Here is a 23,479-nt window from a genome sequence, read left to right as displayed (position 1 = left end):
TCAGGGAGCGTCGGTGTCGTCGACGTGCACGGACTCGTGGTCGACGAGGGCCGTGCGGGTGTGTGCGCGCGACCGGCGGTCGAGCAGCAGCGCCACCACAGCGGCAATCGCGAGTCCGACCGGGATGCACGTCAGAAGCAGGAAGCCGAAGACCTGTCCCTGCGAATATACGAGGCCCGTGTTGGGGCTGACGTCCTGGGTGCCGTCGAACGCGAAGGTGAGGATCATCGCGACGACCACGCCCACGGCGGCGCCGAGCAGGAGGAAGACCGAGAACTTCGGCGCGCGGCGCACCCGAACGGTCTCGATCCTGTCATCCACGTGCTCGCCCATGGGTCCATTCTCCCACTCCGCGGGCGGGCGCGGGGCCCGGGGTTCAGGGTCGCAGCGGAAGGAGGTCGGAGATGTCGGCGCGCGTGCCCGAGGCGACGATGCGGCCTTCGGCCGCGGCATCCGCCCACTTCTCCGCTCCCGTGGCCAGGGCGATCCACGTGACGGCATCGGTCTCGACGACGTTGGGGGGCGTTCCCCGCGTGTGACGCGGCCCCTCGACCACCTGCACGGCGCCGAACGGCGGAACGCGCACCTCGACGGAGTTGCCCGGAGCCTTCTCGACCAGCAGCTGGAGCAGGTACCGCACAGCGGTCGCGAGATCGGTGCGGGAGGGGAGGGAGGCCTCGCCCGCGGCCTGGACCGCCTCGAGGGCTGTCCGGCCCTCGTCGGTGGTGATCCTGCGCGGCATGCTCCAACGCTACGCCGCGTGACGCATGCGGGATCCGTGCGCTCCGGCGCGGCGGGAGTGTCGATGAAACAGGAAACCCGCCGCAGGGGAGGCGGGGCGAGGCACTCCGCGCGGCGTTTGTGCTGAATCCTCACCGCCGAAATGCGGCAGATGCCGCTCGGTAGGCTTGTCGGGTGAAGATCCTGGTTCTCGGCTCGGGCGCGCGCGAGCACGCCATCATCCTCGCGCTGCGGTCGGAAGACGCGGCGCACGAGATCCTCGCCGCCCCCGGCAACGCGGGCATCGCCCAGGACGCGACGCTCGTGGACCTCGCCGCGGACGACCCGGCGGCGGTCACGGTCTTCGCGAACGAGAACGCCGTCGACCTCGTCGTGATCGGTCCGGAGGCACCGCTCGTCGCCGGCGTGGCCGACGCTCTCCGCGAGCGTGGGATCCCGGTGTTCGGCCCGGGCAAGGCGGCCGCCCAGCTCGAGGGCTCGAAGGCGTTCGCCAAGCGGATCATGGATGCCGCCGGCGTGCCGACCGGCCGCGCGCTGCGCGCCGCGACACCGGCCGAGCTCGAGGCCGCGCTGGACGAGCTCGGGTCGCCGTACGTCGTCAAGGCCGATGGCCTCGCCGCGGGGAAGGGCGTCATCGTCACCGAGGACCGCGGCGCGGCCATCGAGCACGCCGCGGCCTATCTGCCCTCCGGGCCGGTGCTGGTCGAGGAGTTCCTCGCCGGTCCCGAGGTCTCTCTCTTCTTCCTCAGCGACGGCGACCACGTGCTGCCGCTCAGTCCGGCGCAGGACTACAAGCGCCTGCTCGACGGTGACGAGGGGCCCAACACGGGCGGCATGGGCGCGTACTCTCCCCTGCCCTGGCTCGCCGAGCGGTTCGGCGGCGAGGACGAATTCGTCGATCTCGTCACGCGCGAGATCGCCGAACCCGTCATCCGCCGGCTCGACGCCGAGGGGACGCCGTTCATCGGGCTCCTCTACGCGGGCCTCATCCTCACCGAGGCCGGCGTGAAGGTGATCGAGTTCAACGCACGCTTCGGCGACCCCGAGACCCAGGTCGTCTTGCCGCGGCTGGTGGACCCGCTGTCCGAACTGCTGCTGGCCGCGGCATCCGGAAACCTCGAATCCCGACCGAGACCGGCCTTCGCCGACGCGGTCGCCGTGACCGTCGTGGTCGCGAGCGAGGGGTACCCCCAGTCCCCGGCGACCGGCCGTCCGCTGTCGGGGCTGGATGCCGCAGCCGCAGTCGAGGGTGTGCACCTCGCGCACGCAGCGACCGCCCCCGGCGAGGGCGGGCTCGTGGCGACGGGGGGCCGCGTACTCAACGTCGTCGGGCTCGGGACGACCTTCGCCGAGGCGCGCGACCGCGCCTATCGCGCCGTCGCCCGGATCGGCCTCGAGGGGGGCCAGCACCGCACCGACATCGCCGCGCGCGTCGTCGAGTCCTGAGCTCGGGCTGTCCGCAGCGCTCGCCTCACACCGCTTCTTCGGCCGCCTGCCACTCGGAGGTCGGGGTCGGCACGGGCCGGCGCAGGAACAGCACCGCGACCAGTCCGACGAGCATCACGGCCGCGGGCAGCAGGATCGCCTGCGACATCGCGGTCGAGAACGGCTCGGCGATCTGCGGGGGCAGCGCTCCACCGGCGAAGCTCGCGTCGGCGTCGGCCGCGCCGGGGATGTTCGCCTCGAGCCGCGCCTGCATGAAGACGGCGATCGCGGCTGAGCCCAGCACCGACCCGATCGTGCGGGTGGTGTTGTAGATGCCCGCACCGGCGCCGGCCTGACGGGGGGCCAGGTTGCGGGTCGCGGTCGTGGCGAGCGGCCCCCACATCCCGGCGTTTCCGACGCCCATGATGAAGGACGGGATGAGGAACGCCCAGATGGGGGTGTCGAGGTTCATGAGCGCGGAGTACAGCACGAGGGATCCGGCCACGAGGAGCAGCCCGGGCACCAGCAGCACGCGCGGATCGGTGCGGTCGAGCCAGCGCCCGGCGATCGGAGACAGCACGCCGGCCGCGATCGCCATCGGCACGAGCAGCAGAGCGGCCTCGGTGGGCGTGAGTCCCCGGCCGAGCTGGATGACGAACATCAGCGGCAGCGACATGCTCGTGACCGTGAACCCGACGGTCGCGATCCCGATGTTGGCGATCGAGAAGTTGCGGTCGCGGAAGAGCTCCAGCGGCACGAGCGCCTCGCTCTTCGTCTTTGCCTGCTGCCAGATGAAGAGGCCGAGCACGACGACACCGGCGATGATGAGTCCCCACACCGTGATCGGGCCCCAGATGACGCCCCAGTCGTAGGTCTCGCCCTCCTGCAGGCCGAACACGATGAGGAACAGGGCGACGGCGCTCAGCACCACCCCGACCATGTCGAAGCGATGCGGGTGGGTCTCGAGCTTCGGCACGAGGATCCACGCGAGGACGAACCCGACGATCCCCACCGGGATGTTGATGAAGAAGATCCACTCCCATCCGAGCCCGTCGACCAGGAGGCCTCCGGCGAGCGGGCCCACCAGCATTGCGACACCGGATGTCGCACCCCACAGTCCCATCGCGGCGCCGCGCTGATTCGGCGGGAAGGTGCGGGTGATGACCGCCATCGTCTGCGGGGTCATCATCGCCGCGCCGAGGCCCTGCACCGCCCGGAATGCGATCAGCGCACCGAGGGTGGGCGACAGGCCGCACGCCAGCGAGGCGAGCGTGAAGACGGCCAGTCCGATGAGGTAGATGTTCTTCGGCCCGAAGCGATCGCCGAGGCGCCCCGTGATGAGCAGGGGCACGGCGTAGGCGAGCAGGTACGCCGACGTCACCCACACCACGTTGTCGAGGTTGTTCGTCTCGGGGTCGAGCGCCGCCTTGATCGCAGGATTCGCGACCGACACGATCGTGGTGTCGACCAGGATCATGAAGAACCCGATGACGAGGGCCCACAGGCCGGGCCACGGGCTGCGCGGGCGGGTCGAGCGAGCGGATGCCTCGGCCGCCGTCTTCTGTTCTGTCATAGCCGTGCGGCCTTCCTCTGGGCGAGATAGCGCTCCGAGGGCTCGGGATCGGGCCCCCAGGCGAAGTCGGGATCGGCGAGACGGGCGAGCAGCCCGTCGAGCCACGCCAGGTCGGCCGCGAGCATCGCCTCGTCGCGGTCGACCTCGAGCAGGTACTGGTCGGGCACGCCCTTGTGCCTGGCGAACCGGTGTCCGTCCGTGAGCGCGGCGTGAGCGGCGGCGAGGTGCGCGCGGCGCGCCGTGAGCAGGTCAGCCACCTCGGGGCGGTCGAGGTTGTGGGCTTCGGCGAGCGCGACCCGGAACTCCACCGGTCGGTCGATGCGGGGCAGCTCGCGGCGCACCCATTCGCGGACGGTGGCGGTTCCGGCATCCGTCACCGCGTACGTCGTGCGCTCGGGACGGTTGCCTTCGCGGTCGACTCCCACCTCGGTCACGAGACCGGCCCGTTCGAGGCGGGCGACCGTGTGGTAGACCGTGCCGTGGGTGATCGGAACCAGGCGGTCGTCGCGGCGGATCCGCAGGAGCCGGATCATCTCGTACGGGTGCATGTCGCCTTCGGCCAGCAGCGCGAGCAGCATCAGGCCGAGGGGGGTGAGCCGGTCCGCCGCGTCCTTCATCCGTTCCCCGATCGATTAGTCCACATGGACTATACCTCCGCTCCTGCGCCGGCGGCCCATCCGCGTGGGATCGACGCGGCCGACCGGCGCGAGCTGCCGCCGCTGCCCTCCAGCGAGCGGTCGCCTCAGCGACATCCCTCCGCGGCACGCGCAGACCGTCCGGGATAATGGGGCGGGTGACGAGCCCCCTCGACCTCCCCGGCTGGCGCCATGCCTACTCGGGCAAGGTGCGCGACCTGTACATCCCCGCCGACACCGCCGAGGGTGCGCGCCCCGGCCGCATGCTCGTCGTCGCCAGCGACCGGGTGAGCGCCTTCGATCACGTGCTCGAGCCGGGAATCCCCGACAAGGGCGTTCTGCTGACGACACTCAGCCTGTGGTGGTTCGACCGTCTCGCCGGCGCGGACGGGGGCCGCGGCATCCCGAACCACCTCGCCGCGTCGCACGTGCTCACCCTGGGAGCGGACGGCAAGGCGAACACGGCCGACGACCTTCGCGCGCTCATCCCCGAATCCGTCAGCGGCCGGGCGATGGTCGTGAAGGCCCTCGACATGCAGCCCGTGGAGTGCGTCGTGCGCGGCTACCTCACCGGATCGGGCTGGGCGGAGTACCGCGAGAGCGGGACGGTGTGCGGCATCCCGCTCCCCGCCGGACTGCACAACGGCGACGGGCTACCCGAGCCGATCTACACCCCGGCCTGGAAGGCGCCCCTGGGCGAGCACGACGAGAACATCTCGTACGAGCGCACGGTCGAGCTCGTGGGCGCGGAGCGGGCGGCCGAGCTGCGCGACCTGTCGCTCGAGATCTACACGCGCGCGGCCCGTACGGCGGAGGCGCACGGGGTGATCCTCGCCGACACGAAGTTCGAGTTCGGGCTCGACGACCAGGGTGTGATGACCTTGGCCGACGAAGTGCTCACGAGCGACTCGTCGCGGTACTGGGATGCCTCGGCCTGGGCGTCGGGCACCACGCCCGAGGAGCGGATGGCGAGCTTCGACAAGCAGATCGTGCGCGACTGGCTCGCCGCGAACTGGGACAAGCAGGGCGAGCCGCCGGCGCTGCCCGACGACATCGTCGAGCGCACCGCCCAGCGGTATCGCGAGCTGCTGGAGCGCCTCACCGCCGCGTGACCCGGCGGCCGTGCGCGGCGCCGCTAGGGTGATGGGCGCACCATCCCGCGAGCTCAAGGAGCGCCCATGCCGCTGTGGACCCTTCACGGAAACGGCCGGACCGTCGAGGCCGGGAAGGTGGTGAAGCCGCAGGAGCGCCTGAACTGGCCTGCGACGATAGCGATCGGCGCGCAGCACGTCGTGGCGATGTTCGGGGCGACCTTCCTCGTGCCCGTCCTGACGGGCTTCCCGGTCTCGGCGACGCTGTTCTTCTCGGGCGTCGGAACACTGCTCTTCCTGCTCATCACGCGCAATCGCCTGCCCTCCTATCTCGGGTCATCGTTCGCGTTCATCGCGCCCGTCACGGCGGCGACCGCGTCGCAGGGCATGGGCTCGGCGCTCGCGGGCATCGTCGCAGTCGGCGTGCTGCTGGCAGGCGTCGGCTTCATCGTGCAGTTCGCGGGCATCGGCTGGATCGACAGACTCATGCCGCCCGTGGTCGCAGGAGCCATCGTCGCGCTGATCGGCTTCAACCTCGCCCCGGTGGCGTGGACGAACTTCCGCCAGCAGCCGGTGACGGGCACGATCACGCTCGTCGCGGTGATCCTCTTCAGCGTGCTCTTCCGCGGCTTCCTCGGCCGGATCTCGATCTTCCTCGGAGTGATCGTCGGGTACGTCGTGGCGCTGCTCCTGAAGGAGGTCGACTTCTCCGCCGTCGAGGAGGCCGCGTGGTTCGGCCTGCCCGAGTTCCATCTCGCCGACTTCGCCTCACCGGGGACGTGGAGCGTGATCGCGATGTTCCTCCCCGTCGTGCTCGTGCTGGTCGCCGAGAACGTCGGGCACGTCCGCGGCGTGGCGACGATGACGGATGCCTCGGTGAACGAGCACACCGGGCGGGCCCTCATCGCCGACGGCGCCGCAACGACCCTCGCCGGCTGCTTCGGCGGCTCGGGCACGACCACGTATGGCGAGAACATCGGCGTCATGGCCGCGACGCGCGTCTACTCGACGGCGGCCTACTGGGTCGCCGGCATCGTCGCGATCCTTCTCGCTCTCTCGCCCAAGATCGGCGCGGTCATCGCCTCGGTGCCGCCCGGGGTGCTCGGCGGCGTGACGACCGCGCTCTACGGGCTCATCGGGATCATCGGGATCAAGATCTGGGTCGACAACCGCGTGGACTTCTCGCGCCCCGTGAACCAGTACACCGCGGCAGTCGCGCTCGTCGTGGCGATCGCGGGCTTCACGATGACGTGGGAAGGCGGCTTCGAGCTGGGGGCGATCGTCATCGGCGCCGCGTCGGCGCTGCTGATCTACCACCTGGGCAACGCCATCGCCCGCTGGCGCAGGACCGGCGCCGACGACGGCGGTCCGATCCCGGCGGTCGGCCCCCTGGGCGGTGATCCGCAGGGCCCCGAGATCCGCTGACGGCCTCGCCGGGGCATCCGTCCCCGTCGGCGCCGGGGAATGGGGGACGAAGGCCCGGCGTTGTCCATTCATATGAATGAGAAGCTCGCCGCCGACACCGGCATGGGCGCCGTGACGCTCCTCGTCGGAGATCTCGACGGCATGACGGCGTACTACCGCGACGTGGTCACCCTGCAGGTGCTCGCCGCCGACGGCGACACCGTTGCTCTGGGTCGCGCCGGTCGGCCCATCGTGGTGCTGCGCCACGAGCCGTCCCTGCGTCACGCCGCACCGGGTGCCGCCGGGCTCTTCCACACGGCGATCCTGTTCGAGACGCAGGAGGCTCTCGCCGCGGCGCTCTACAGCGTCGCCCGCCACGCCCCCGGGACCTTCACCGGGTCCGCCGACCACCTCGTGAGCCAGGCGTTCTACTTCACCGACCCCGAGGGCAACGGCATCGAGCTGTACTGGGATCGCGCCCGCTCCGAGTGGTCGTGGACCCACGGAACAGTGGAGATGGCCACCCTCTTCCTCGATCCGAACGCGTTCCTCGGCGAGCACCTCACCGAGGAGGCGGCACTGGGCTCGACCGCGACGGAGGCGGCATCCGTCGGACACGTCCACCTGTCGGTGGGGGATGTCTCGACCGCCCGCGCCTTCTACGTCGACACTCTCGGCTTCGACGAGACCGCCGCGCTGGGCGGCCAGGCGGTGTTCGTGAGCGCCGGCGGCTACCACCATCACATGGCCATGAACGTGTGGAACTCGCGCGGCGCCGGACCACGCATGCCCGCGCTGGGCCTCGGACGGGTCGACCTCATGCTGCCGGACACCGACTCCCTCGGCGCCCTCGCCGACCGCCTGGCCCACCACGGCGTGGCCGTCCGCGACGACGGGCGGGCGGTGCGATTCGACGACCCCTGGGCGAACGTGCTCGAGGCCACGGCCCCCGGCCGCGGCTGAGTCGCGCGACAGCCCGATCAGACGGAGTCGCGGACGACCAGCTCGGTCTCGAGGATCGTCACGTGGCGCGGATGCCTCCCCGCGAGCAGCTCGAGGAGCACCGTCGCCATGCGCTCGCCCTGAGCGAATGACGGCTGTCGCATGGTGGTCAGCTGCGGCTGGACCGACGTCGCCACGGGCGAGTCGTCGAACCCCATGATCGCGATGTCGTCGGGCACCTTGAGCCCGGCACCGGCCAGCACGCTGAGAGCGCCTCGGGCCATGAGGTCGCTCGCCACGAAGATCGCGTCCGGGCGCTCGCCCGACTCCAGGATGCGACGCATAGCATCGGCGCCGCCGTCGGCCGTGAAGTTGCCGTCGACGACCATCCCCTCGGGCAGGTCCCACGCCTTGAGCGCATCGCGATACCCCTGGAGTCGGTCGACTCCCGCCGGCATCGTCAGGGGACCGGTGATCGTCGCGATGCGGCGATGTCCCCGCTCGATCAGGTACGTCGTGGCGTCGTGGCCGCCGCGGACGTTGTCGACGTCGACGTAGTAGTCGCGCTCTCGCTCGCGGACCGGGCGACCGCCGTAGACCACCGGGACGGCGCTGGCGATGCGGTCGATGAACGTGTCGCTGGTGTGGTGCGAGACGATGATCGCCCCGTCGACCGCGCCGCTGCGGACGTAGCTCGTGGTCTTGTCGCCGGGGTCGTCGTTGGCGATGAACAGGTTCAGCACGTAATCCGAGCGACTCAGGCGCGCATTGATGCCCGAGACGATCGCCGCGAAGAAGGGGTCGCCGAAGAACCGGGTGGTGTCTTCGGGCACGACGAGCGCGATCGCGTGCGTCTGACGGCTGGCGAGCGAGCGAGCAGCCCGGTTGGGCACGTAGTTCAGCTCGGCGATCGCCTTCGTGACGGCTTCGAGCGCTTCGGGGCTGACGGCCGTCGAGCCGTTCACGACGCGCGAGACCGTCGATCGGGAGACGCCCGCCGCAGCGGCGACCTCCTCGATCGTGACGGTTCCCCGCATCGTGTCCGTCGTCATCTCCCCCTCGTCCTCCTTACGGATGCTACGACCTAACGGATGCTACGACGCGACAGCGGCGGCGTCTCGGTCAAGCGCCCGCGCGGCGATGATCCTGCTGTACTCGCGGCCGCTGTCCTTCACCGACCGCAGCTGCGTGTCGTAGTCCACGCGCACGATGCCGAAGCGCTTCTCGTAGCCCCACGCCCACTCGAAGTTGTCGAGGAGGGACCAGTAGAAGTATCCCCGCACATCCACGCCCTTCTCGATCGCGTCGAGGATGGCGCCGAGGTGCGAGCGCACGAAGTCGGTCCGGTCGGCGTCGTGCACCCGCACCTCGCCCTGCTCCTCGACTCGCTCGTCGTCGTAGGCCGCGCCGTTCTCGGTCACGTAGAGGACCGTGTCCGACGGGCGTGCGTACTCGTCGGACACGCGCTCGAGGAGGCGCGTCAGACCCTCGGGCTGCACCTCCCAGTTCATCGGCGTGCGGGGCAGACCGCGCTCGTGCCACCAGATGCCCTCATGGGACGGGAAGGGCGAGCGACCCGGACGGTCGGTCGGCGCGTCGCCCGGGGTCGGCGGAACCGCCGGCGGACGACCTCCGACGTACTCGCCGTGGTAGTAGTTCACGCCGAGACTGTCCAGGGGCGTCGCGATCGCCTCGAGATCGCCGGGGCGGATCGCGGCGTCGAGCGCCTCGATCGCATCGGCGTCCACCGCGCGGATGTCCTCGACGACGTCGGCCGGGTACGACGCCCGGAAGATCGGGTCGAGGAACCACCGATTGAACTGCCCGTCGATGCGGCGCGCGGCGTCGAGGTCGGCGGCGTCGTTCTCGTCCACCGGGTCGGCCACCGTCAGATTCAGCGTGATGCCCAGGTTGAGCGACGCGTCCCGCGCACGCAGCTCGCGGACGGCCTGCCCGTGACCGAGCATCAGGTGGTGGGCGGCGAGGACGCCCTCGGTCACGCTGTACCGGCCCGGTGCGTGCAGCCCCGCGGTGTAGCTGAGGAATGACGAGCACCACGGCTCGTTGAGCGTCGTCCACACGTTCACTCGATCGCCCAGGGCGTCGTGCATGTCGAGCGCGTACTCGGTGAAGAGCTCGGCGGTCGCGCGGTTCGCCCAGCCGCCCTTCTCCTGGAGCGCCTGGGGAAGGTCCCAGTGATAGAGGGTGAGCCAGGGCAGGATGCCGGCATCGAGCAGTTCGTCGACGAGGCGCTTGTAGAAGTCGACGCCCTGAGCGTTGAGGGCGCCCCCGTCGGGACGCACGCGCGACCACGAGGTCGAGAAGCGGTAGGTCTGCAGACCCATCGACTTCATGAGCGCGACGTCGTCGGTGTACCGGTGGTAGTGATCGCACGCCACATCGCCGTTGTCGGCGTTGATGACGGCGCCGGGAACGCGGCAGAACGCGTCCCAGATCGAGTCGCGGCGGCCGTCCTCGTGGGCGGCACCCTCGATCTGGAAGGCGGCGGTGGCGGCACCGAAGAGGAAGTTCGACGGGAAGGTGCGCGCGGTGGTCGCGGTCATGCGGACAGCGTCCTCTCTGAAGGGGGCGAAGCAGGGAATGCGGGCTCGGTCAGCCCTTGACGGCGCCGGCCATGATTCCGCTCACCAGCTGCTTGCCCGCGAACGCGAACAGGAGGAGGAGCGGGATGGTCGACAGCAGCACGCCGGCGAGCACGACCGAGTAGTCCACGAAGTAGTTCGACTGCAGGAGCGACAGCGCCACCGGCAAGGTGGGATCGCGCCGGTCGAGCACGATGAACGGCCAGAAGAAGTTGTTCCAGGCGCTCACGAAGGTGAAGAGGAACAGCATCGCGGCAGCGGGGCGTGCGGCGGTCGCGCCGACCGTCCAGAAGGTGCGCATCATCGATGCGCCGTCGACGCGAGCCGCCTCGATGAGCTCGTCGGGGACGGTCTGCTGGAGGTACTGGGTCATCCAGAACACGCCGAACGCGCTCGTGAGCGACGGGATGATGATCGCGCCGATCGTGCCGGTCCAGCCGAGGTCCGAGAAGAGGATGTACAGCGGCACGACGCCGAGCTGCATCGGCACGGCCATCGTGGCGACGACGAATACAAGCAGCCACTTGCTCCCGGGGAAGCGCAGCTTCGCGAACGCCCAGCCCGCGAGGGTCGAGGTCACCACGACCGAGACGGCGATGAGGGTCGAGCTGTAGATCGAGTTCCACAGGGCCGGCCAGAAGCCGACGGCCGGATCGTTGACTACCGAGGCGGCGTTGGCGAGGAAGTTGCCCCCCGGGATCCAGGACATGTTCGGGTCGTTGATCGTCGAAGCGTCTCCCGAACCGATCAGGAACGACCAGTAGTAGGGGAAGACCGCGGCGACGAGCACGACGGCGAGGCCCGCGTAGACCCAGAAGCCGGCGCGGTAGCCGCGGATGCGGGTGGTTCGAGCGCGCCGGTTGCGGTTCACTTCGGGAGTGCCGGCGGTGGCGACGGCCTGCTCGACCATCGCGATCGGAGGAGTCGTGCTCATCGGCGGAAGCCCTTTCTGCGCGGTGCGGTCACCCCACGGCCACCCTCGTCGCGCACGAGGCGCCGGGTGATCATGAGATTGATGAGGCCGATCACGAGGATGATCAGGAAGAGGATCCACGCCAGCGCCGCGGCGCGGCCGAAGTTCCACTCGCGCCAGCCGATGTTGTAGAGGAAGAGCGTGATCGTGAGCCACTGCTGTGCGGCGCCGCCCTCACCGGTGTTGTCGTACATGCGCGGCTCGTCGAAGATCTGCAGACCGCCGATCGTCGATGTGATGATCACGAAGATCAGCGTGGGGCGCAGCGACGGGAGCGTGATGCTCCAGAACTGTCGCCACGCGCTCGCGCCGTCGACGGTCGCGGCCTCGTAGTAATCGCGGGGCACAGCCTGCATCGCGGCGAGGAGGATGAGGGCGTTGTACCCGGTCCAGCGGAAGTTGACCATGGTCGCGATGGCGACGTGGCTCCAGAACGGGCTCTTGTGCCACGGGATGGGCTGGAGCCCCAGGTCGGTGAGGATGTTGTTCACCAGACCGTGGTTGTCGCCGAACATGTTGCTGAAGATCAGCGCGACGGCGACAGGGGCCATGACGTACGGCAGCAGGACGCTCGTCCGCCAGAAGGTCTTGGCCCGGATGTTGCGGTCGAGCATGGCGGCGATGAAGATCGCGAGGATCAGCTGCGGGACGCTCGAGAGCAGGAAGATGCTGAACGTGTTGCGAAGCGCCGTCCAGAACTGCGGGTTCTGGAGGATCCAGATGTACTGGTCGAATCCGATGAACTCACCCGAGTTGCGGACGAGATCCCAGTCCTGGAAAGAGATGACGGCGGTGTAGGCGATCGGGAACAGGCCGACGATCGCGAAGAGGATGAAGAACGGGGAGATGTACAGGTAGGGCGAGACCTTGAGGTCCCACCGGCTGAGCTTCTGGCTGAACGACAGCACGCGGATGCGCTTGGTCTTCTCCTCGCGCGGCGTTGTCGCCGGGGGCGCCTCATGGCGCGTGTCTGTTGCGGTCACGGCTGCTCCGTCGGGTTTGGGCGAGTGCGTGCGGGCCGGGGAGCGACCCGCACGCACTCGCTCGATCGGGAGATCTCGGCTCAGAAGGCCTCGACCTCGGCGACCCAGGTGTCCCACGAGGTCTGCGCGTCCTCGGTTCCGTCGAACACCCGGATGACCGCGTTCTGCAGTGCGTCGTGGTACTTGAAGTAGTTCGCGTCCTTGTACGGAGCGACCGTGACGGCCTCGGCGCGGTTCGAGAGGATCTCACCGGTCGGAGCGTCGTTGAAGTACTCGTTCGTCGCCGAGGCGAGCTCTTCGCTCTCGAGCGCCTCGAGCTGGCTCGGGAAGGTGCCCGCGTTGGCGAACGCCTTGAGCTGCTGCTCGGGGGCGGTCAGCCAGTCGGCGAGGGCGAGTGCGGCGTCGACGTTCTCACCGTTGGCCGGAACGGTGAGGTACGAGCCGCCCCAGTTGCCTCCACCGTTCGGGAACACGTCGGCGATGTCCCAGCCGGTGACGTCGGGCGCGTTGCCCGAGATGACGCCGAGCATCCAGCCCGGGCAGAGCATCGCGGCGAACTCGCCGTTCGCCATCGAGGCGAACCAGTCGTCCGACCACTGTCCGGAGTAGGCCGAGTTGGGAACGGCGCGCTCGGTGACCAGCTCGTACGCAGCCTGAACGTCGGGGTTCTCGGTCGCGATGACGGCGCCGTCCTCCTCGGTGTAGGTGTACTCGATCTGGTTGACGATGCCCTGGAGCACCGAGTTGGCCGAGTCGATCATCGGCTTCCCCGTCGCCTCGCGGTACTGGTCGGCGACGTCGAGGAAGTTCTCCCAGTCGCCGTCGAACAGCTCGGCGACGCCCTCGCGGTCGCTGGGCAGACCCGCCGCCTCGAAGAGGTCGCCGCGGTAGCAGATGCCCTGCGGGCCGATGTCGGTTCCGAAGCCGACGAGGCGTCCTTCGCCGTCGGTGGCTGCCGCTTCCTTCCAGTCGAGCCAGCGGCCCTTCACGGAGTCCGGCGCCTCGGCGAGCAGGTCGCTGTACTGCATGGCCTCGGCGAACCAGTCGATCTCGACGGCCTCGATGTCGGCGAGGCCGCCCTTGCCGAGCTTCGCGAAGTAGTTCGCGCGGGCGTCGCCGGACTCGGCGGCGCGGGTGTGCTCGATGGTGACGTTCGGGTTCTCGTCCATGTACTCCTGGAGGAGCTCGTCGGTGTAGCCGAAGTCGTTGAACGTGGCGATGGTGAGCGTGACCGGCTCGTCCGAGTCGGTCGAACCCTCCCCGTTGCCGCTGCCGCTGCTGGCGCAGCCGGCGAGCACGAGAGCGGTGGCCGAGAAGGCGGCGACCGCCACGGCGCTCCTGCGGAAGGCGCGTGAGTTCACTGTCACTCCTTTGTGTTGTCAGGGTCGGTGTGTTGCAGGTGCGGTCAGAGACGGGTTCTCGGCCGCGGTGCCATGGGAGCGTTCCCACCGGACGAGACCCGAGATTATGGGATCGCTCCCATGGATGTCAAGGGAGCGCTCCCACGCTTCGGGTCACGGTTGTGTCACGACCGGCGCCGACGACGACGTCACCTCGCCGGCGCGCCCCGGTAGACTGGCGCTGAACCCCTTCCCGCGACATCCGGCGTTTCGACTGCTCGCCGCGCTCGTCGCCCAACGACCGCTGAGGCCCCGCGCGGCCGCCAGGAGGATTCCGTGCCCACCATCGTCGTCGACGTCATGCCCAAGGCCGAGCTGCTGGACCCTCAGGGCAAGGCCGTGTCCGGCGCCCTCGCGCGACTCGGGCAGGACGCCTTCTCGTCCGTCCGCATCGGCAAGCGGTTCGAGCTCACCGTGGACGGCGAGGTCACAGACGAGGTCCTCGCGGCAGCACGTCAGATCGCCGACGAGATCCTGTCGAACTCGGTGATCGAAGACGTCGTCGGCGTCGAGGTGGTCGAATGACCGCCCGCATCGGCGTCATCACCTTCCCGGGCTCGCTCGACGACCGCGACGCCCACCGCGCGATCGCCGCGGCCGGCGCCGAACCGGTCGCACTGTGGCACGGGTCGCACGATCTCGAGGGCGTCGACGCTCTCGTCCTCCCCGGCGGATTCAGCTACGGCGACTATCTGCGCGCCGGCGCGATCGCCGCGCACGCGCCGATCATGGCCGAGGTGAAGGATGCCGCGGCAAAGGGCATGCCGGTGCTGGGCATCTGCAACGGCTTCCAGATGCTCGTCGAGGCCCACCTGCTCCCCGGCGGACTGATCCGCAATGCCCATCAGCAGTTCATCCGGCGCGACCAGCGGCTGCGCGTCGAGAACAACGACACGGCCTGGACCAGTGACTTCGCCTCCGGTCAGGAGATCGTGATCCCGCTCAAGAATGCTGACGGCGGTTACATCGCGTCGGAGTCCGAACTCGATCGCCTGGAGGGCGAGGGACTCGTCGCGTTCCGCTACCTCGGCGTCAACCCCAACGGGTCGCTGCGCGACATCGCCGGCCTCACCAACGACCGTGGGAACGTCGTGGGGCTCATGCCCCACCCCGAGCATGCGGTGGAGCCGGGCTTCGGCCCCGACACGGCAGCCGCGATGCGCTCCGGCGTCGACGGCCTTCCGTTCTTCACGTCGGCGGTCGCCGCCGTCGTCGGCGCGGCCGCCTGACCCCGGTCAGACGGTTCCGGCCGGGGGCCACACCCCGATGATGATCGCCATCACGACGATCGTCACGAGCTCGTGAGCGATGTTCAGGACCGTGAGCGACGACGGTCGCCCCTCGAACGCGTCGTGGGTGATGAAGCGCGCCGCCGTGAAGCCCGCCCACAGGATGACGCCGGTGCCGAGCGCCGCGAGCAGGTAGCCGCCGCCGTAGAAGTGCCACGCGATGTTCGCCGCTCCGGCGAGCACCCAGGCCGTGAGGAAGCTCACCAGCAGCGTGACCAGCAACGGCAGGACGGCGTTGCCTCCCCGGTCCATGTCGACCTTGGCCAGCCGGACCCAGCGCTTGCCGAAGACCTTCATCGAGTACCAGATCGCGCCGACGGCCATGCTCGACAGCGTCGCCAGCAGCACCGCCCAGTAGTTGATCTCGGGAACCATCTGCGCCTCCTCGGTCGGCGGCGCGGAGCCGCTCGGGGCGAGCGTAGCGCCACGTCTCAACCCTGGCGGGACAGCGCGCCGGTAGCGTAGGAGGGTGAGCCGAGGCTTCCGGAATCTCATCGTCAGCGTGCCCACCGAACGACTCGCCGCCGACCTGGGGAACCTCCCCGACGGCGTCGAGGTGGTGGTGTGGCCCATGGACGGTCCGGCGCCTCGCGACCGATTCGACATCGTCGTCCCGCCCTACATGCAGATGTCCACCGTGCTCGAGCGCCTTCGCGATGTGCCGACAGGCCTCGTGCAGAGCCAGTCCATCGGCTACGACGGCGTAGCCGGCACCCTCCCCGACGGACTCGTCTTCGCCAACGCCGCGAGCGTGCACGAGACCTCGACAGCCGAGCTCGCCGTGGGCCTCGCGATCGCCGCGCAGCGGAAGATCGACGTGTTCGCGCGCGATACCGCCGAGGCCCGGTGGAAGTCGCGGTTCTCGCAGAGCCTCGCGGACCGCCGCGTGCTGCTGCTGGGCTACGGCGGTGTGGGCAAGGCGGTCGCCGCCCGGCTGGCGCCGTTCGAGGTACATCTGACGGTGGTCGCGCACCGGGCGAGGGTGGAGGACGGGATGCCCGTGCACGGGGTAGACGAGCTGCCGGCGCTTCTCGGCGACACCGAGATCGTGATCGTGACCCTTCCCGGAGGAGAGGCCACGCGGCATCTCGTCGACGACGCGTTCCTCGCTCGGCTGCCCGAGGGCGCGCTGCTGGTGAACGTCGGCCGTGGGTCGATCGTCGACACGGACGCTCTGGTGGATCATGTGCAGCGCCGGCGCATCCGGGCGGCCCTCGACGTGACGGACCCCGAGCCGCTTCCCCAGGGCCACCCGCTGTGGGCCCTGCCCGGCGTGCTCATCTCTCCCCATGTCGGCGGCGACTCGAGCGCGATGGCTCCCCGCATCGCGCGCCTGGTGCGCACGCAGATCGAGCGGATGTCGCGAGGCGAGGCGCCGCTCAACGTCGTGCTCGGCGGCTGAAGCCTCCGAGGCGGACTCGTCCCGTCTCGCCGCGGCGACCTCAGCCCGTGAACACCGCGTGCACGTCGCCGACGACGTCGCGACCGCCGAGCGCCGTCAGCTCCATCAGCACCGCGGTTCCCACGACTCTGCCGCCGAGCCGCTCGACGAGCGTGTGGGCGGCGACGAGCGTGCCGCCCGTGGCGAGCACGTCGTCCACGAGCAGCACGCGCATGCCGTCGCGGATGTCGTCGTGCGCCTCGATCGTCGCGGTCCCGTACTCGAGCGCATAATCGACGGATGCCGCGGGCCGAGGCAGCTTGCCGGCTTTGCGGATCGGCACCAGCCCGGCGCCCGCCTCCATCGCGGCGGCCCCCGCGAGCAGGAAGCCGCGGGCCTCGACCCCCGCGACGACGTCGAAGTCGCCCTCGAAGGGCGCGATCATCGCGTGGATGACGGTGCGCAGTGCCGAGGCATCCGCCAACAGGGGCGTGATGTCGCGGAACTGCACGCCCGGCTCGGGGTAGTCGGGGATCGTGCGGATGAGCGCCTCGGCGCGCTGGAGGGCTTCGGTCACCGCCTCACGATACCGCCGACGTCCGATCGGTCAGGCATAGGACATCCACAGCCAGGTGGGCGTGGAAATGTAAGCGCTTGCACTATCCTGGAGCGATGACTTCCCCGCAGATCGCCGAGCGCACCGACGCGCAGACCGTCACCGCTGGTCGCGAGTGGTGGCGCACCGCCGTCATCTACCAGATCTACCCCCGCTCCTTCAGCGACAGCTCGGGCGACGGCATCGGCGACCTGCCCGGCATCACCTCGCGCCTCGACGACCTGCGCGACCTCGGCGTCGACGCGATCTGGCTGAGCCCGTTCCAGCGCTCCCCGCAGAAGGACGCCGGCTACGACGTCTCGGACTACTGCGATGTCGACCCGCTGTTCGGGACGCTCGCCGACTTCGACGTGATGCTCGCCGAGGCGCACGCCCGCGGCATCCGCCTCATCGTCGACCTCGTCCCGAACCACTCGTCCGACCAGCACGAATGGTTCCAGCAGGCGCTGGCCGCCGCCCCCGGCAGCCCGGAGCGCGCGCGCTACATGTTCCGTGACGGCAAGGGCGTCGAGGGCGAGCTGCCCCCGAACAACTGGGAGTCGATCTTCGGCGGCCCCGCGTGGACCCGCGTCGTCGAGGCCGACGGCACCGCCGGCCAGTGGTACCTGCACCTGTTCGACTCGTCCCAGCCCGACTTCGACTGGTCCAACGAGGAGGTGCGCGAGGAGTTCCGCCGCATCCTCCGCTTCTGGCTCGACCGCGGGGTCGACGGCTTCCGCGTCGACGTCGCCCACGGCCTGGTCAAGGCCGAGGGTCTGCCCGACTACACGCCCGACCCCGAGGCCGGCTCGATGGGCGGCGAAGAGGCGAACGTCCCCTACTGGGGCCAGGACGGCGTGCACGAGGTGTACCGCGACTGGCACCTGCTGATGGAGGAGTACGACGGCGACCGCGCCCTGTGCGCGGAGGCGTGGCTGCCGACTCCCGAGAAGACCGCGCTGTGGGTGCGCCCCGACGAGATGCACCAGGCGTTCAACTTCTCGTACCTCGAGACCGCGTGGGACGCTGCGGCCCTCCGCTCCGTGATCGCCGGATCGATCGCCGCGTACTCCGCCGTCGGCGCCCCGAGCACCTGGGTGCTCTCGAACCACGACGTCGTGCGCCACGCGTCGCGTCTCGCGCTCACGGCCGAGAACCCGCAGGGCCACGGCATCGGGCCGGACTCCCCCGGCAAGCCGATCCCCGAGGTCGGCCTGCGTCGCGCCCGTGCCGCGACGACCCTCATGCTCGCGCTGCCCGGCTCCGCCTACCTCTACCAGGGCGAGGAGCTCGGCCTGCCCGAGGTCATCGACATCCCCGGCGACGCGCGGCAGGACCCGACCTGGTTCCGCACCCACGGCGAGCGCTACGGCCGCGACGGCTGCCGCGTGCCGATTCCCTGGTCGACGGATGCCCCGGCCTATGGCTTCAGCCCGACCGGTCAGTCCTGGCTGCCCCAGCCCGCCGAGTGGTCGGTTCTCGCCCGCGACGCGCAGGCGACCGACCCCGAGTCGACCCTGTCGCTGTACCGTGCGCTCATCGCCGAGCGTCGCGCCCGCGGTCTCGGCGCCGGCTCGCTCGAGTGGCTCGAGGGCTTCGGCACCGACGTCGTGGCGTTCCGCAACGAGAACATCACCGTCATCGGCAACACCGGTGCGACGGCGGCGCCGTTGCCGGACGGTATCGTGATCGCGTCGAGCGGCCCGATCGACGGTGGCATGCTGCCTCCGGACACGACCGTCTGGCTCGCGAACGACTGACGAGGGCTCGGCCTGGGGGCCGAGGCGAGAGGTGGGGACGACGTGGTCAGCATCGACGAGGTGGCGCGACATGCCGGCGTCTCGACGGCGACGGTCTCGCGTGCGCTGAGCGGGCGCGGACACGTCTCCGACGCGACCAAGGCGCGTGTCGAGGCCGCGGCGAAGACCCTGGGCTACGTCGTGTCGGCGTCGGCGTCGAGCCTGGCGTCCGGTCGCACGCGCAACATCGGCGTGCTGGTGCCGTTCCTCGACCGGTGGTTCTTCTCGACGGTGCTGAGCGGCATCGCGTCTGCGCTCATGCGGCGTGGGTACGACATCACGCTGTACAGCCTGACGGCCGACCGCGCCGAGCGACGCGACGTGTTCGACACGTTCCTGCGACGGCAGCGGGTCGACGGCGTCATCGCCATCTCGATCGAGATCGGCGAGGAGGAGACGGAGCAGCTGATGGCGCTCGACCTGCCGGTGATCGCGATCGGCGGACCGAACCCGCGGCTCACCACGCTCACGGTCGACGACGTCGCCGTGGCGCGGCTGGCCACCGAGCACCTGCTCGCCCTCGGGCATCGGGAGATCGCCCATATCGGCGCGAGCCCGGAGTTCGACATCGACTTCCACATCCCGACGCACCGCCGTCAGGGGTTCGAGCAGGCCCTCGCCGACGCGGGGATCCCGGTCAAGCCGTCGCTGTTCGAGCCGGCTGACTTCACGATCGAGGGCGGCTTCCGCGCCGCGAAGCAGCTGCTCGGCAAGCCGGGCGGCCGGCCGACGGCGATCTTCGCGGCGTCCGACGAGATGGCGATCGGGGCGCTGCTCGCCGCCCGCGAGCTCGGTTATCGCGTGCCCGAGGACATCTCGGTCGTCGGCATCGACGGCCACGAACTCGGCGAGTTCTTCCGCCTCACGACGGTCGACCAGTTCCCTCGGGGGCAGGGCGAGCGTGCCGCCGACGCGATCCTGGCCGAGCTCGAGAAGGGCGTCGCGCCGACGCACCAGCCGGGCGAACTGCCGTACGAGCTGATCGTCCGCGGGTCCACCGCGCGCCTCGCCGACTGACGCTCGTCTCGTCTCGGTCGCTGCGCTCCCTCGCTCGACGACCCGGGCCGCCGCGCGCCGCTGGTCCCCCTCGGTCGTCGAGCGAGCGAAGCGCGACGAAACGCGCCGGTTAAGCTCGAACGCATGACGATCGACCTCGAAGCGCTCTACAAAGACCTGCACCGGCATCCGGAGCTGTCCTTCCAGGAGACCCGCACAGCCGGGGTCGTGACGAAGCACCTCGAGCAGCTCGGCATCGAGTTCGAGGAGGGCATCGGCGAGACAGGCGTCGTGGGCGTGATCCGCAACGGCGATGGCCCGGTCGTGTGGCTCCGCGCCGACATGGACGCCCTGCCCGTGCCCGAGCAGACCGGTCTCGCCTACGCCAGCACCGCGCGCGGAACGGATCCGTCGGGCACCGTCGTGCCGGTCATGCACGCGTGCGGACACGATATGCATGTCGCCGCCCTGCTCGGCGCGCTCGAGAAGCTCGTCGCCACGAAGCACGAATGGTCGGGAACCGTCGTCGCCGTCTTCCAGCCCGCCGAGGAGTACGGCGCGGGTTCGCAGGCGATGATCGCCGACGGCGTGCTCGACCGCTTCCCCAAGCCCGACATCGTGCTCGGCCAGCACGTGACGCCGCTTCCGGCCGGAATGATCGGGGTGCGCAGCGGCACCCAGATGGCGGCCTCCGACGGCCTCACCGTCACGCTTCTCGGGCGCGGCGGCCACGGCTCGCGCCCGCACTCGACGATCGACCCGGTCGTCATGGCAGCGGCCACCGTCATGCGTCTGCAGACGATCGTCTCGCGCGAGGTCGACCCCCGCGACGTCGCCGTCGTGACCGTCGGCTCGATCCACGCCGGCCTCAAGAACAACATCATCCCCGCCGAGGCCCGGCTCGAGCTCAGCCTGCGCTACCCCGACGACGACGCCCGGGACCGCATCCTCGAGAAGGTCGAGCGCGTGGTCCGCGCCGAGGCGCAGGCGTCGGGCGCCGCCGAGGAGCCGGTCATCGAGATCGACCACTCCCTCCCCCCGACGATCAACGACATCGACGCGACGGCCCGCCTGCGCTACGCGTTCGACAACGCCTTCGGCGAGAATGCCGTCATCGATCCCGGGATGTTCACCGGCAGTGAGGACGTGTCGTGGTTCGCGCGTGAAGCGGGAGCCCCGCTGGTGTTCTGGTTCTGGGGCGGGGTCGACCCGGCGAAGTACGCCGAGGCGACCGCCGCCGGCACGGTCGAACGCGACATCCCGACCAATCACTCGCCCTTCTTCGCGCCGGTGCTGCAGCCCACGCTCCGCAACGGCGTGGCGAATCTCGTCGTCGCCGCACGGGAGTTCCTGGGCTCGCACTGACGGGTGCGGGGACGGATGCCGCGGCATCCGTCGTATGGATTCCGTGAGGATGCCCGGATCGAGGCCTGGCATACCCCACAGCGGGCGTAATGTCGTCCGCCGTGACAAGCGAGAGCCGGGAACCCGGCGACGAAACCCCGCGGGCCAAACGCCTCATCATCGGCGACCCGCTCACCTCGGAGAAGCTCGACGAACAGCTCCTCCCGAAGAAGCGCGCACTGCCGATCTTCGCGTCCGACGCCCTGAGCTCGGTCGCGTATGCGCCGCAGGAGCTGCTGATGATCCTCCTCATCGGCGGCACGGCGTTCCTGGCGTTCGCGCCCTGGGTCGCCGCGGCCGTCGTCGTGCTGCTCCTCGTCGTCGTCGCGAGCTACCGGCAGCTGATCAAGGCGTACCCGTCGGGCGGTGGGGACTACGAGGTCGCGCGCAAGAACCTCGGGGAGGTGCCCGGGGTGGTCGTGGCATCCGCTCTCCTGGTCGACTACGTGCTGACCGTCGCCGTGTCGGTGGCCTCGGGAGTCGACAACATCATCTCGGCGATCCCCGAGCTGAATCCCGGCCGCATCGAGCTGGCCGTGGGATTCGTGATCCTCATCGTCATCGTGAACCTGCGCGGCGTGCGTGAGGCATCGTTCGCGTTCGCGATTCCGACCTATGTGTTCATCGGGTCGGTCGCGCTGATGGTGGTCGTGGGGCTCACCCGCACGCTGCTGGGCGACCCTCCCGTCGCGTCGAGCGCCGAGTACGCCGTGCAGGGTGAGCAGCTCACGCAGGCGGCCGTGATCCTGCTGGTGCTGAGGGCGTTCTCGAGCGGATGCTCCGCCCTCACCGGCGTCGAAGCCGTCTCGAACGGCGTGCCCGCGTTCCGCAAGCCGAAGGTGCGCAACGCCCAGATGACGCTGACCCTCATGGGCGGCATCGCCATCCTGCTGTTCTCGGGCCTCACCGCGCTCGCCCTCGTGTCGGGCGTGAACTACGCCGAGAACCCCTGCCATCTCGTGGGCTTCGACTGCGAGGGCCAGCCCCAGCCGAGCCTCATGGCACAGGTGGCGGCCGCGACGTTCGGAATGGGATCGCTGCCGTTCTACCTGATCCAGGCGGCGACGGCGTGCGTGCTGCTGCTCGCCGCCAACACCGCCTTCAACGGCTTCCCGCTGCTCGGATCGGTGCTCGCGCGCGACGGCTACGCCCCGAAGGCCCTCAACACCCGCGGCGACCGCCTCGTCTACTCCAACGGCATGATCATCCTCGGGATCGCGGCGATCGGCGTGCTCGTGGTCTACCAGGCGAACCTCACGACGCTGATCCAGCTGTACATCATCGGCGTGTTCGTCTCGTTCTCGCTCGGCCAGATCGGCATGGTGCGCCACTGGCGACGGGTGCTGCGGAATCTCGCCGGTTCGTCGCCGGATGCCCCGGCCGAGGCATCCGATGCCGCCCAGCGCCGCTCGGCGCACACCGGCCTGGTGATCAACAGCGTCGGCGCCGCGATGACGATCTTCGTGCTGCTGATCGTCACCGTCACCAAGTTCACCCACGGCGCGTGGCTGGTGTTCATCGCGATCCCGATCCTGACGCTGCTCATGGTGGGGGTGAACCGCTACTACCGCGACGTCGAGCACGAGATCCGCGTCGACGACGAGACCCACTTCGGCTCGGACGGCGACGTCGCCATCGTGCTCGTCAACCGCCTGCAGAAACCGGTCATCAAGGCGATCGACTACGCCCTCGCCGCCAAGCACGACAAGACACTCGCCGTTCACGTCGCCGTCAGCGCCGAAGAGTCCGCCGAGCTGCAGCGCCAGTGGGACGAGCACCGCATCCCGGTGAAGCTCGTGGTCATCGAATCGCCGTACCGCTCCTACGCGGCGCCGGTCGCCAAGTTCATCAAGCAGTATCGCGAGAAGTTCGGGTCGTCGGTGGTCACCGTCTACCTTCCGCAGTACATCGTCGGGCACTGGTGGGAGTCGCTGCTCCACAACCGCCGCTCGCGCCGCATCGCGCAGCAGCTCATGCTCGTGCACGGCGTGAGCATCACGCTCGTGCCGTGGCTGCTCGATTCCTCCGAGCTCATCTACGGACGGCGCTCACGCCCGCTGCCGGGCGAGGACCGCGCCGGTAGGCCGTCGGTACCCGAGATCCAGACGGCCGGGCGCCGCGCGATGAGGCCCGCGGGTCCGCCGCAGGCGGGCGCCGGATCGGCGGCGTCCGAGCCGGTGGAGCCGGTGGGCACGGGTCGCTGACGCCCGGCCCCTCGCCGCCGGGCTTCAGGGCCGCTTGCGCC

The 23,479-nt window shown here is 70.0% G+C and carries 22 protein-coding genes; 11 read left to right on the top strand and 11 right to left on the bottom strand.

The window, feature by feature from the left end; genetic code table 11:
- Positions 1–333 (bottom strand): potassium transporter Trk, encoded by a 333-nt coding sequence (locus tag HF323_RS12880; protein WP_169583006.1) that lies wholly within the window; start codon positions 331–333, stop codon positions 1–3.
- A 43-nt stretch (positions 334–376) separates the two neighbouring features.
- Positions 377–742, bottom strand: a complete 366-nt coding sequence (locus HF323_RS12875; protein WP_169583005.1) for a sterol carrier family protein — start codon at positions 740–742, stop codon at positions 377–379.
- A gap of 173 nt (positions 743–915) precedes the next feature.
- On the opposite strand from HF323_RS12875, the gene purD reads away from it, so the two are divergent.
- The gene (purD, locus tag HF323_RS12870) at positions 916–2,187 is read left to right on the top strand and encodes a phosphoribosylamine--glycine ligase (RefSeq protein WP_169583004.1); all 1,272 of its coding nucleotides are present in this window, start codon (positions 916–918) and stop codon (positions 2,185–2,187) included.
- Between the two features lie 25 nt (positions 2,188–2,212).
- On the opposite strand, the gene HF323_RS12865 is transcribed toward purD, so the two are convergent.
- Together HF323_RS12865 and HF323_RS12860 are read right to left on the bottom strand one after the other, a co-directional pair.
- Entirely contained in the window at positions 2,213–3,739 is a 1,527-nt protein-coding gene (locus tag HF323_RS12865) for a DHA2 family efflux MFS transporter permease subunit (protein WP_169583003.1), read from the bottom strand.
- Entirely contained in the window at positions 3,736–4,356 is a 621-nt protein-coding gene (locus HF323_RS12860; protein ID WP_169583002.1) for a PadR family transcriptional regulator, read from the bottom strand. Before HF323_RS12860 ends, HF323_RS12865 begins: the two co-directional genes overlap by 4 nt.
- A gap of 167 nt (positions 4,357–4,523) precedes the next feature.
- Between HF323_RS12860 and HF323_RS12855 the strand changes: the two genes are divergently transcribed.
- The 3 genes from HF323_RS12855 (at position 4,524) to HF323_RS12845 (ending at position 7,832) form a co-directional block, all read left to right on the top strand.
- Complete coding sequence (locus tag HF323_RS12855) at positions 4,524–5,486, top strand: phosphoribosylaminoimidazolesuccinocarboxamide synthase (protein WP_169583001.1); 963 nt, start codon at positions 4,524–4,526, stop codon at positions 5,484–5,486.
- Between the two features lie 66 nt (positions 5,487–5,552).
- Entirely contained in the window at positions 5,553–6,890 is a 1,338-nt protein-coding gene (locus tag HF323_RS12850; protein WP_169583000.1) for a solute carrier family 23 protein, read from the top strand.
- A 72-nt stretch (positions 6,891–6,962) separates the two neighbouring features.
- Complete coding sequence (locus tag HF323_RS12845) at positions 6,963–7,832, top strand: VOC family protein (protein WP_169582999.1); 870 nt, start codon at positions 6,963–6,965, stop codon at positions 7,830–7,832.
- Between the two features lie 17 nt (positions 7,833–7,849).
- Here HF323_RS12845 and HF323_RS12840 read toward each other — a convergent pair whose 3' ends face one another.
- The 5 genes from HF323_RS12840 to HF323_RS12820 form a co-directional block, all read right to left on the bottom strand.
- Positions 7,850–8,863: a LacI family DNA-binding transcriptional regulator gene (locus tag HF323_RS12840; protein WP_169582998.1), complete on the bottom strand. Its 1,014-nt coding sequence runs from the start codon at positions 8,861–8,863 to the stop codon at positions 7,850–7,852.
- Positions 8,864–8,905: 42 nt separating this feature from the next.
- A complete protein-coding gene (locus HF323_RS12835) occupies positions 8,906–10,375 on the bottom strand; it encodes a family 1 glycosylhydrolase (protein ID WP_169582997.1) in 1,470 nt (489 codons plus the stop codon).
- A gap of 49 nt (positions 10,376–10,424) precedes the next feature.
- Entirely contained in the window at positions 10,425–11,348 is a 924-nt protein-coding gene (locus HF323_RS12830; RefSeq protein WP_169582996.1) for a carbohydrate ABC transporter permease, read from the bottom strand.
- Entirely contained in the window at positions 11,345–12,301 is a 957-nt protein-coding gene (locus HF323_RS12825; RefSeq protein ID WP_317451081.1) for a sugar ABC transporter permease, read from the bottom strand. The genes HF323_RS12830 and HF323_RS12825 overlap by 4 nt, the downstream gene beginning before the upstream one ends.
- Positions 12,302–12,450: 149 nt before the next feature.
- The gene (locus tag HF323_RS12820; RefSeq protein WP_169582994.1) at positions 12,451–13,731 is read right to left on the bottom strand and encodes an ABC transporter substrate-binding protein; all 1,281 of its coding nucleotides are present in this window, start codon (positions 13,729–13,731) and stop codon (positions 12,451–12,453) included.
- A 315-nt stretch (positions 13,732–14,046) separates the two neighbouring features.
- Between HF323_RS12820 and purS the strand changes: the two genes are divergently transcribed.
- Both purS and purQ read left to right on the top strand, forming a co-directional pair.
- Entirely contained in the window at positions 14,047–14,295 is a 249-nt protein-coding gene (gene purS, locus HF323_RS12815; RefSeq protein WP_169582993.1) for a phosphoribosylformylglycinamidine synthase subunit PurS, read from the top strand.
- Positions 14,292–14,999, top strand: a complete 708-nt coding sequence (gene purQ, locus HF323_RS12810) for a phosphoribosylformylglycinamidine synthase subunit PurQ (protein WP_169582992.1) — start codon at positions 14,292–14,294, stop codon at positions 14,997–14,999. Before purS ends, purQ begins: the two co-directional genes overlap by 4 nt.
- Positions 15,000–15,005: 6 nt before the next feature.
- Here the strand turns inward: purQ and HF323_RS12805 are convergent, their stop codons facing one another.
- Positions 15,006–15,434: a DUF1761 domain-containing protein gene (locus tag HF323_RS12805; RefSeq protein WP_169582991.1), complete on the bottom strand. Its 429-nt coding sequence runs from the start codon at positions 15,432–15,434 to the stop codon at positions 15,006–15,008.
- 94 nt (positions 15,435–15,528) lie between these two features.
- Between HF323_RS12805 and HF323_RS12800 the strand changes: the two genes are divergently transcribed.
- Entirely contained in the window at positions 15,529–16,461 is a 933-nt protein-coding gene (locus HF323_RS12800) for a 2-hydroxyacid dehydrogenase (protein ID WP_188241713.1), read from the top strand.
- Between the two features lie 40 nt (positions 16,462–16,501).
- Here HF323_RS12800 and HF323_RS12795 read toward each other — a convergent pair whose 3' ends face one another.
- The gene (locus HF323_RS12795) at positions 16,502–17,017 is read right to left on the bottom strand and encodes an adenine phosphoribosyltransferase (RefSeq protein WP_169582990.1); all 516 of its coding nucleotides are present in this window, start codon (positions 17,015–17,017) and stop codon (positions 16,502–16,504) included.
- A 95-nt stretch (positions 17,018–17,112) separates the two neighbouring features.
- On the opposite strand from HF323_RS12795, the gene HF323_RS12790 reads away from it, so the two are divergent.
- The 4 genes from HF323_RS12790 to HF323_RS12775 all read left to right on the top strand — a co-directional run bounded on the left by HF323_RS12790 (position 17,113) and on the right by HF323_RS12775 (position 23,438).
- On the top strand, positions 17,113–18,795 hold the full coding sequence (locus HF323_RS12790) for a glycoside hydrolase family 13 protein (RefSeq protein ID WP_169582989.1): 1,683 nt from the start codon (positions 17,113–17,115) through the stop codon (positions 18,793–18,795).
- A gap of 42 nt (positions 18,796–18,837) precedes the next feature.
- On the top strand, positions 18,838–19,851 hold the full coding sequence (locus HF323_RS12785; RefSeq protein ID WP_169582988.1) for a LacI family DNA-binding transcriptional regulator: 1,014 nt from the start codon (positions 18,838–18,840) through the stop codon (positions 19,849–19,851).
- Positions 19,852–19,974: 123 nt separating this feature from the next.
- Entirely contained in the window at positions 19,975–21,195 is a 1,221-nt protein-coding gene (locus HF323_RS12780) for an amidohydrolase (RefSeq protein WP_169582987.1), read from the top strand.
- 89 nt (positions 21,196–21,284) lie between these two features.
- Positions 21,285–23,438 carry an APC family permease gene (locus HF323_RS12775; RefSeq protein WP_169582986.1) on the top strand — a complete coding sequence of 718 codons (2,154 nt, stop codon included), beginning with the start codon at positions 21,285–21,287 and terminating at the stop codon, positions 23,436–23,438.
- Positions 23,439–23,479 lie beyond the last annotated feature (41 nt).

The sequence above is a fragment of the Microbacterium sp. MF43 genome (genome assembly GCF_012847295.1).
In the GTDB taxonomy this organism is placed as follows: domain Bacteria; phylum Actinomycetota; class Actinomycetes; order Actinomycetales; family Microbacteriaceae; genus Microbacterium.
The sequence above is the reverse complement of the archived record's forward strand: the minus strand, read 5'-3'. Positions and strand labels throughout refer to the sequence as shown.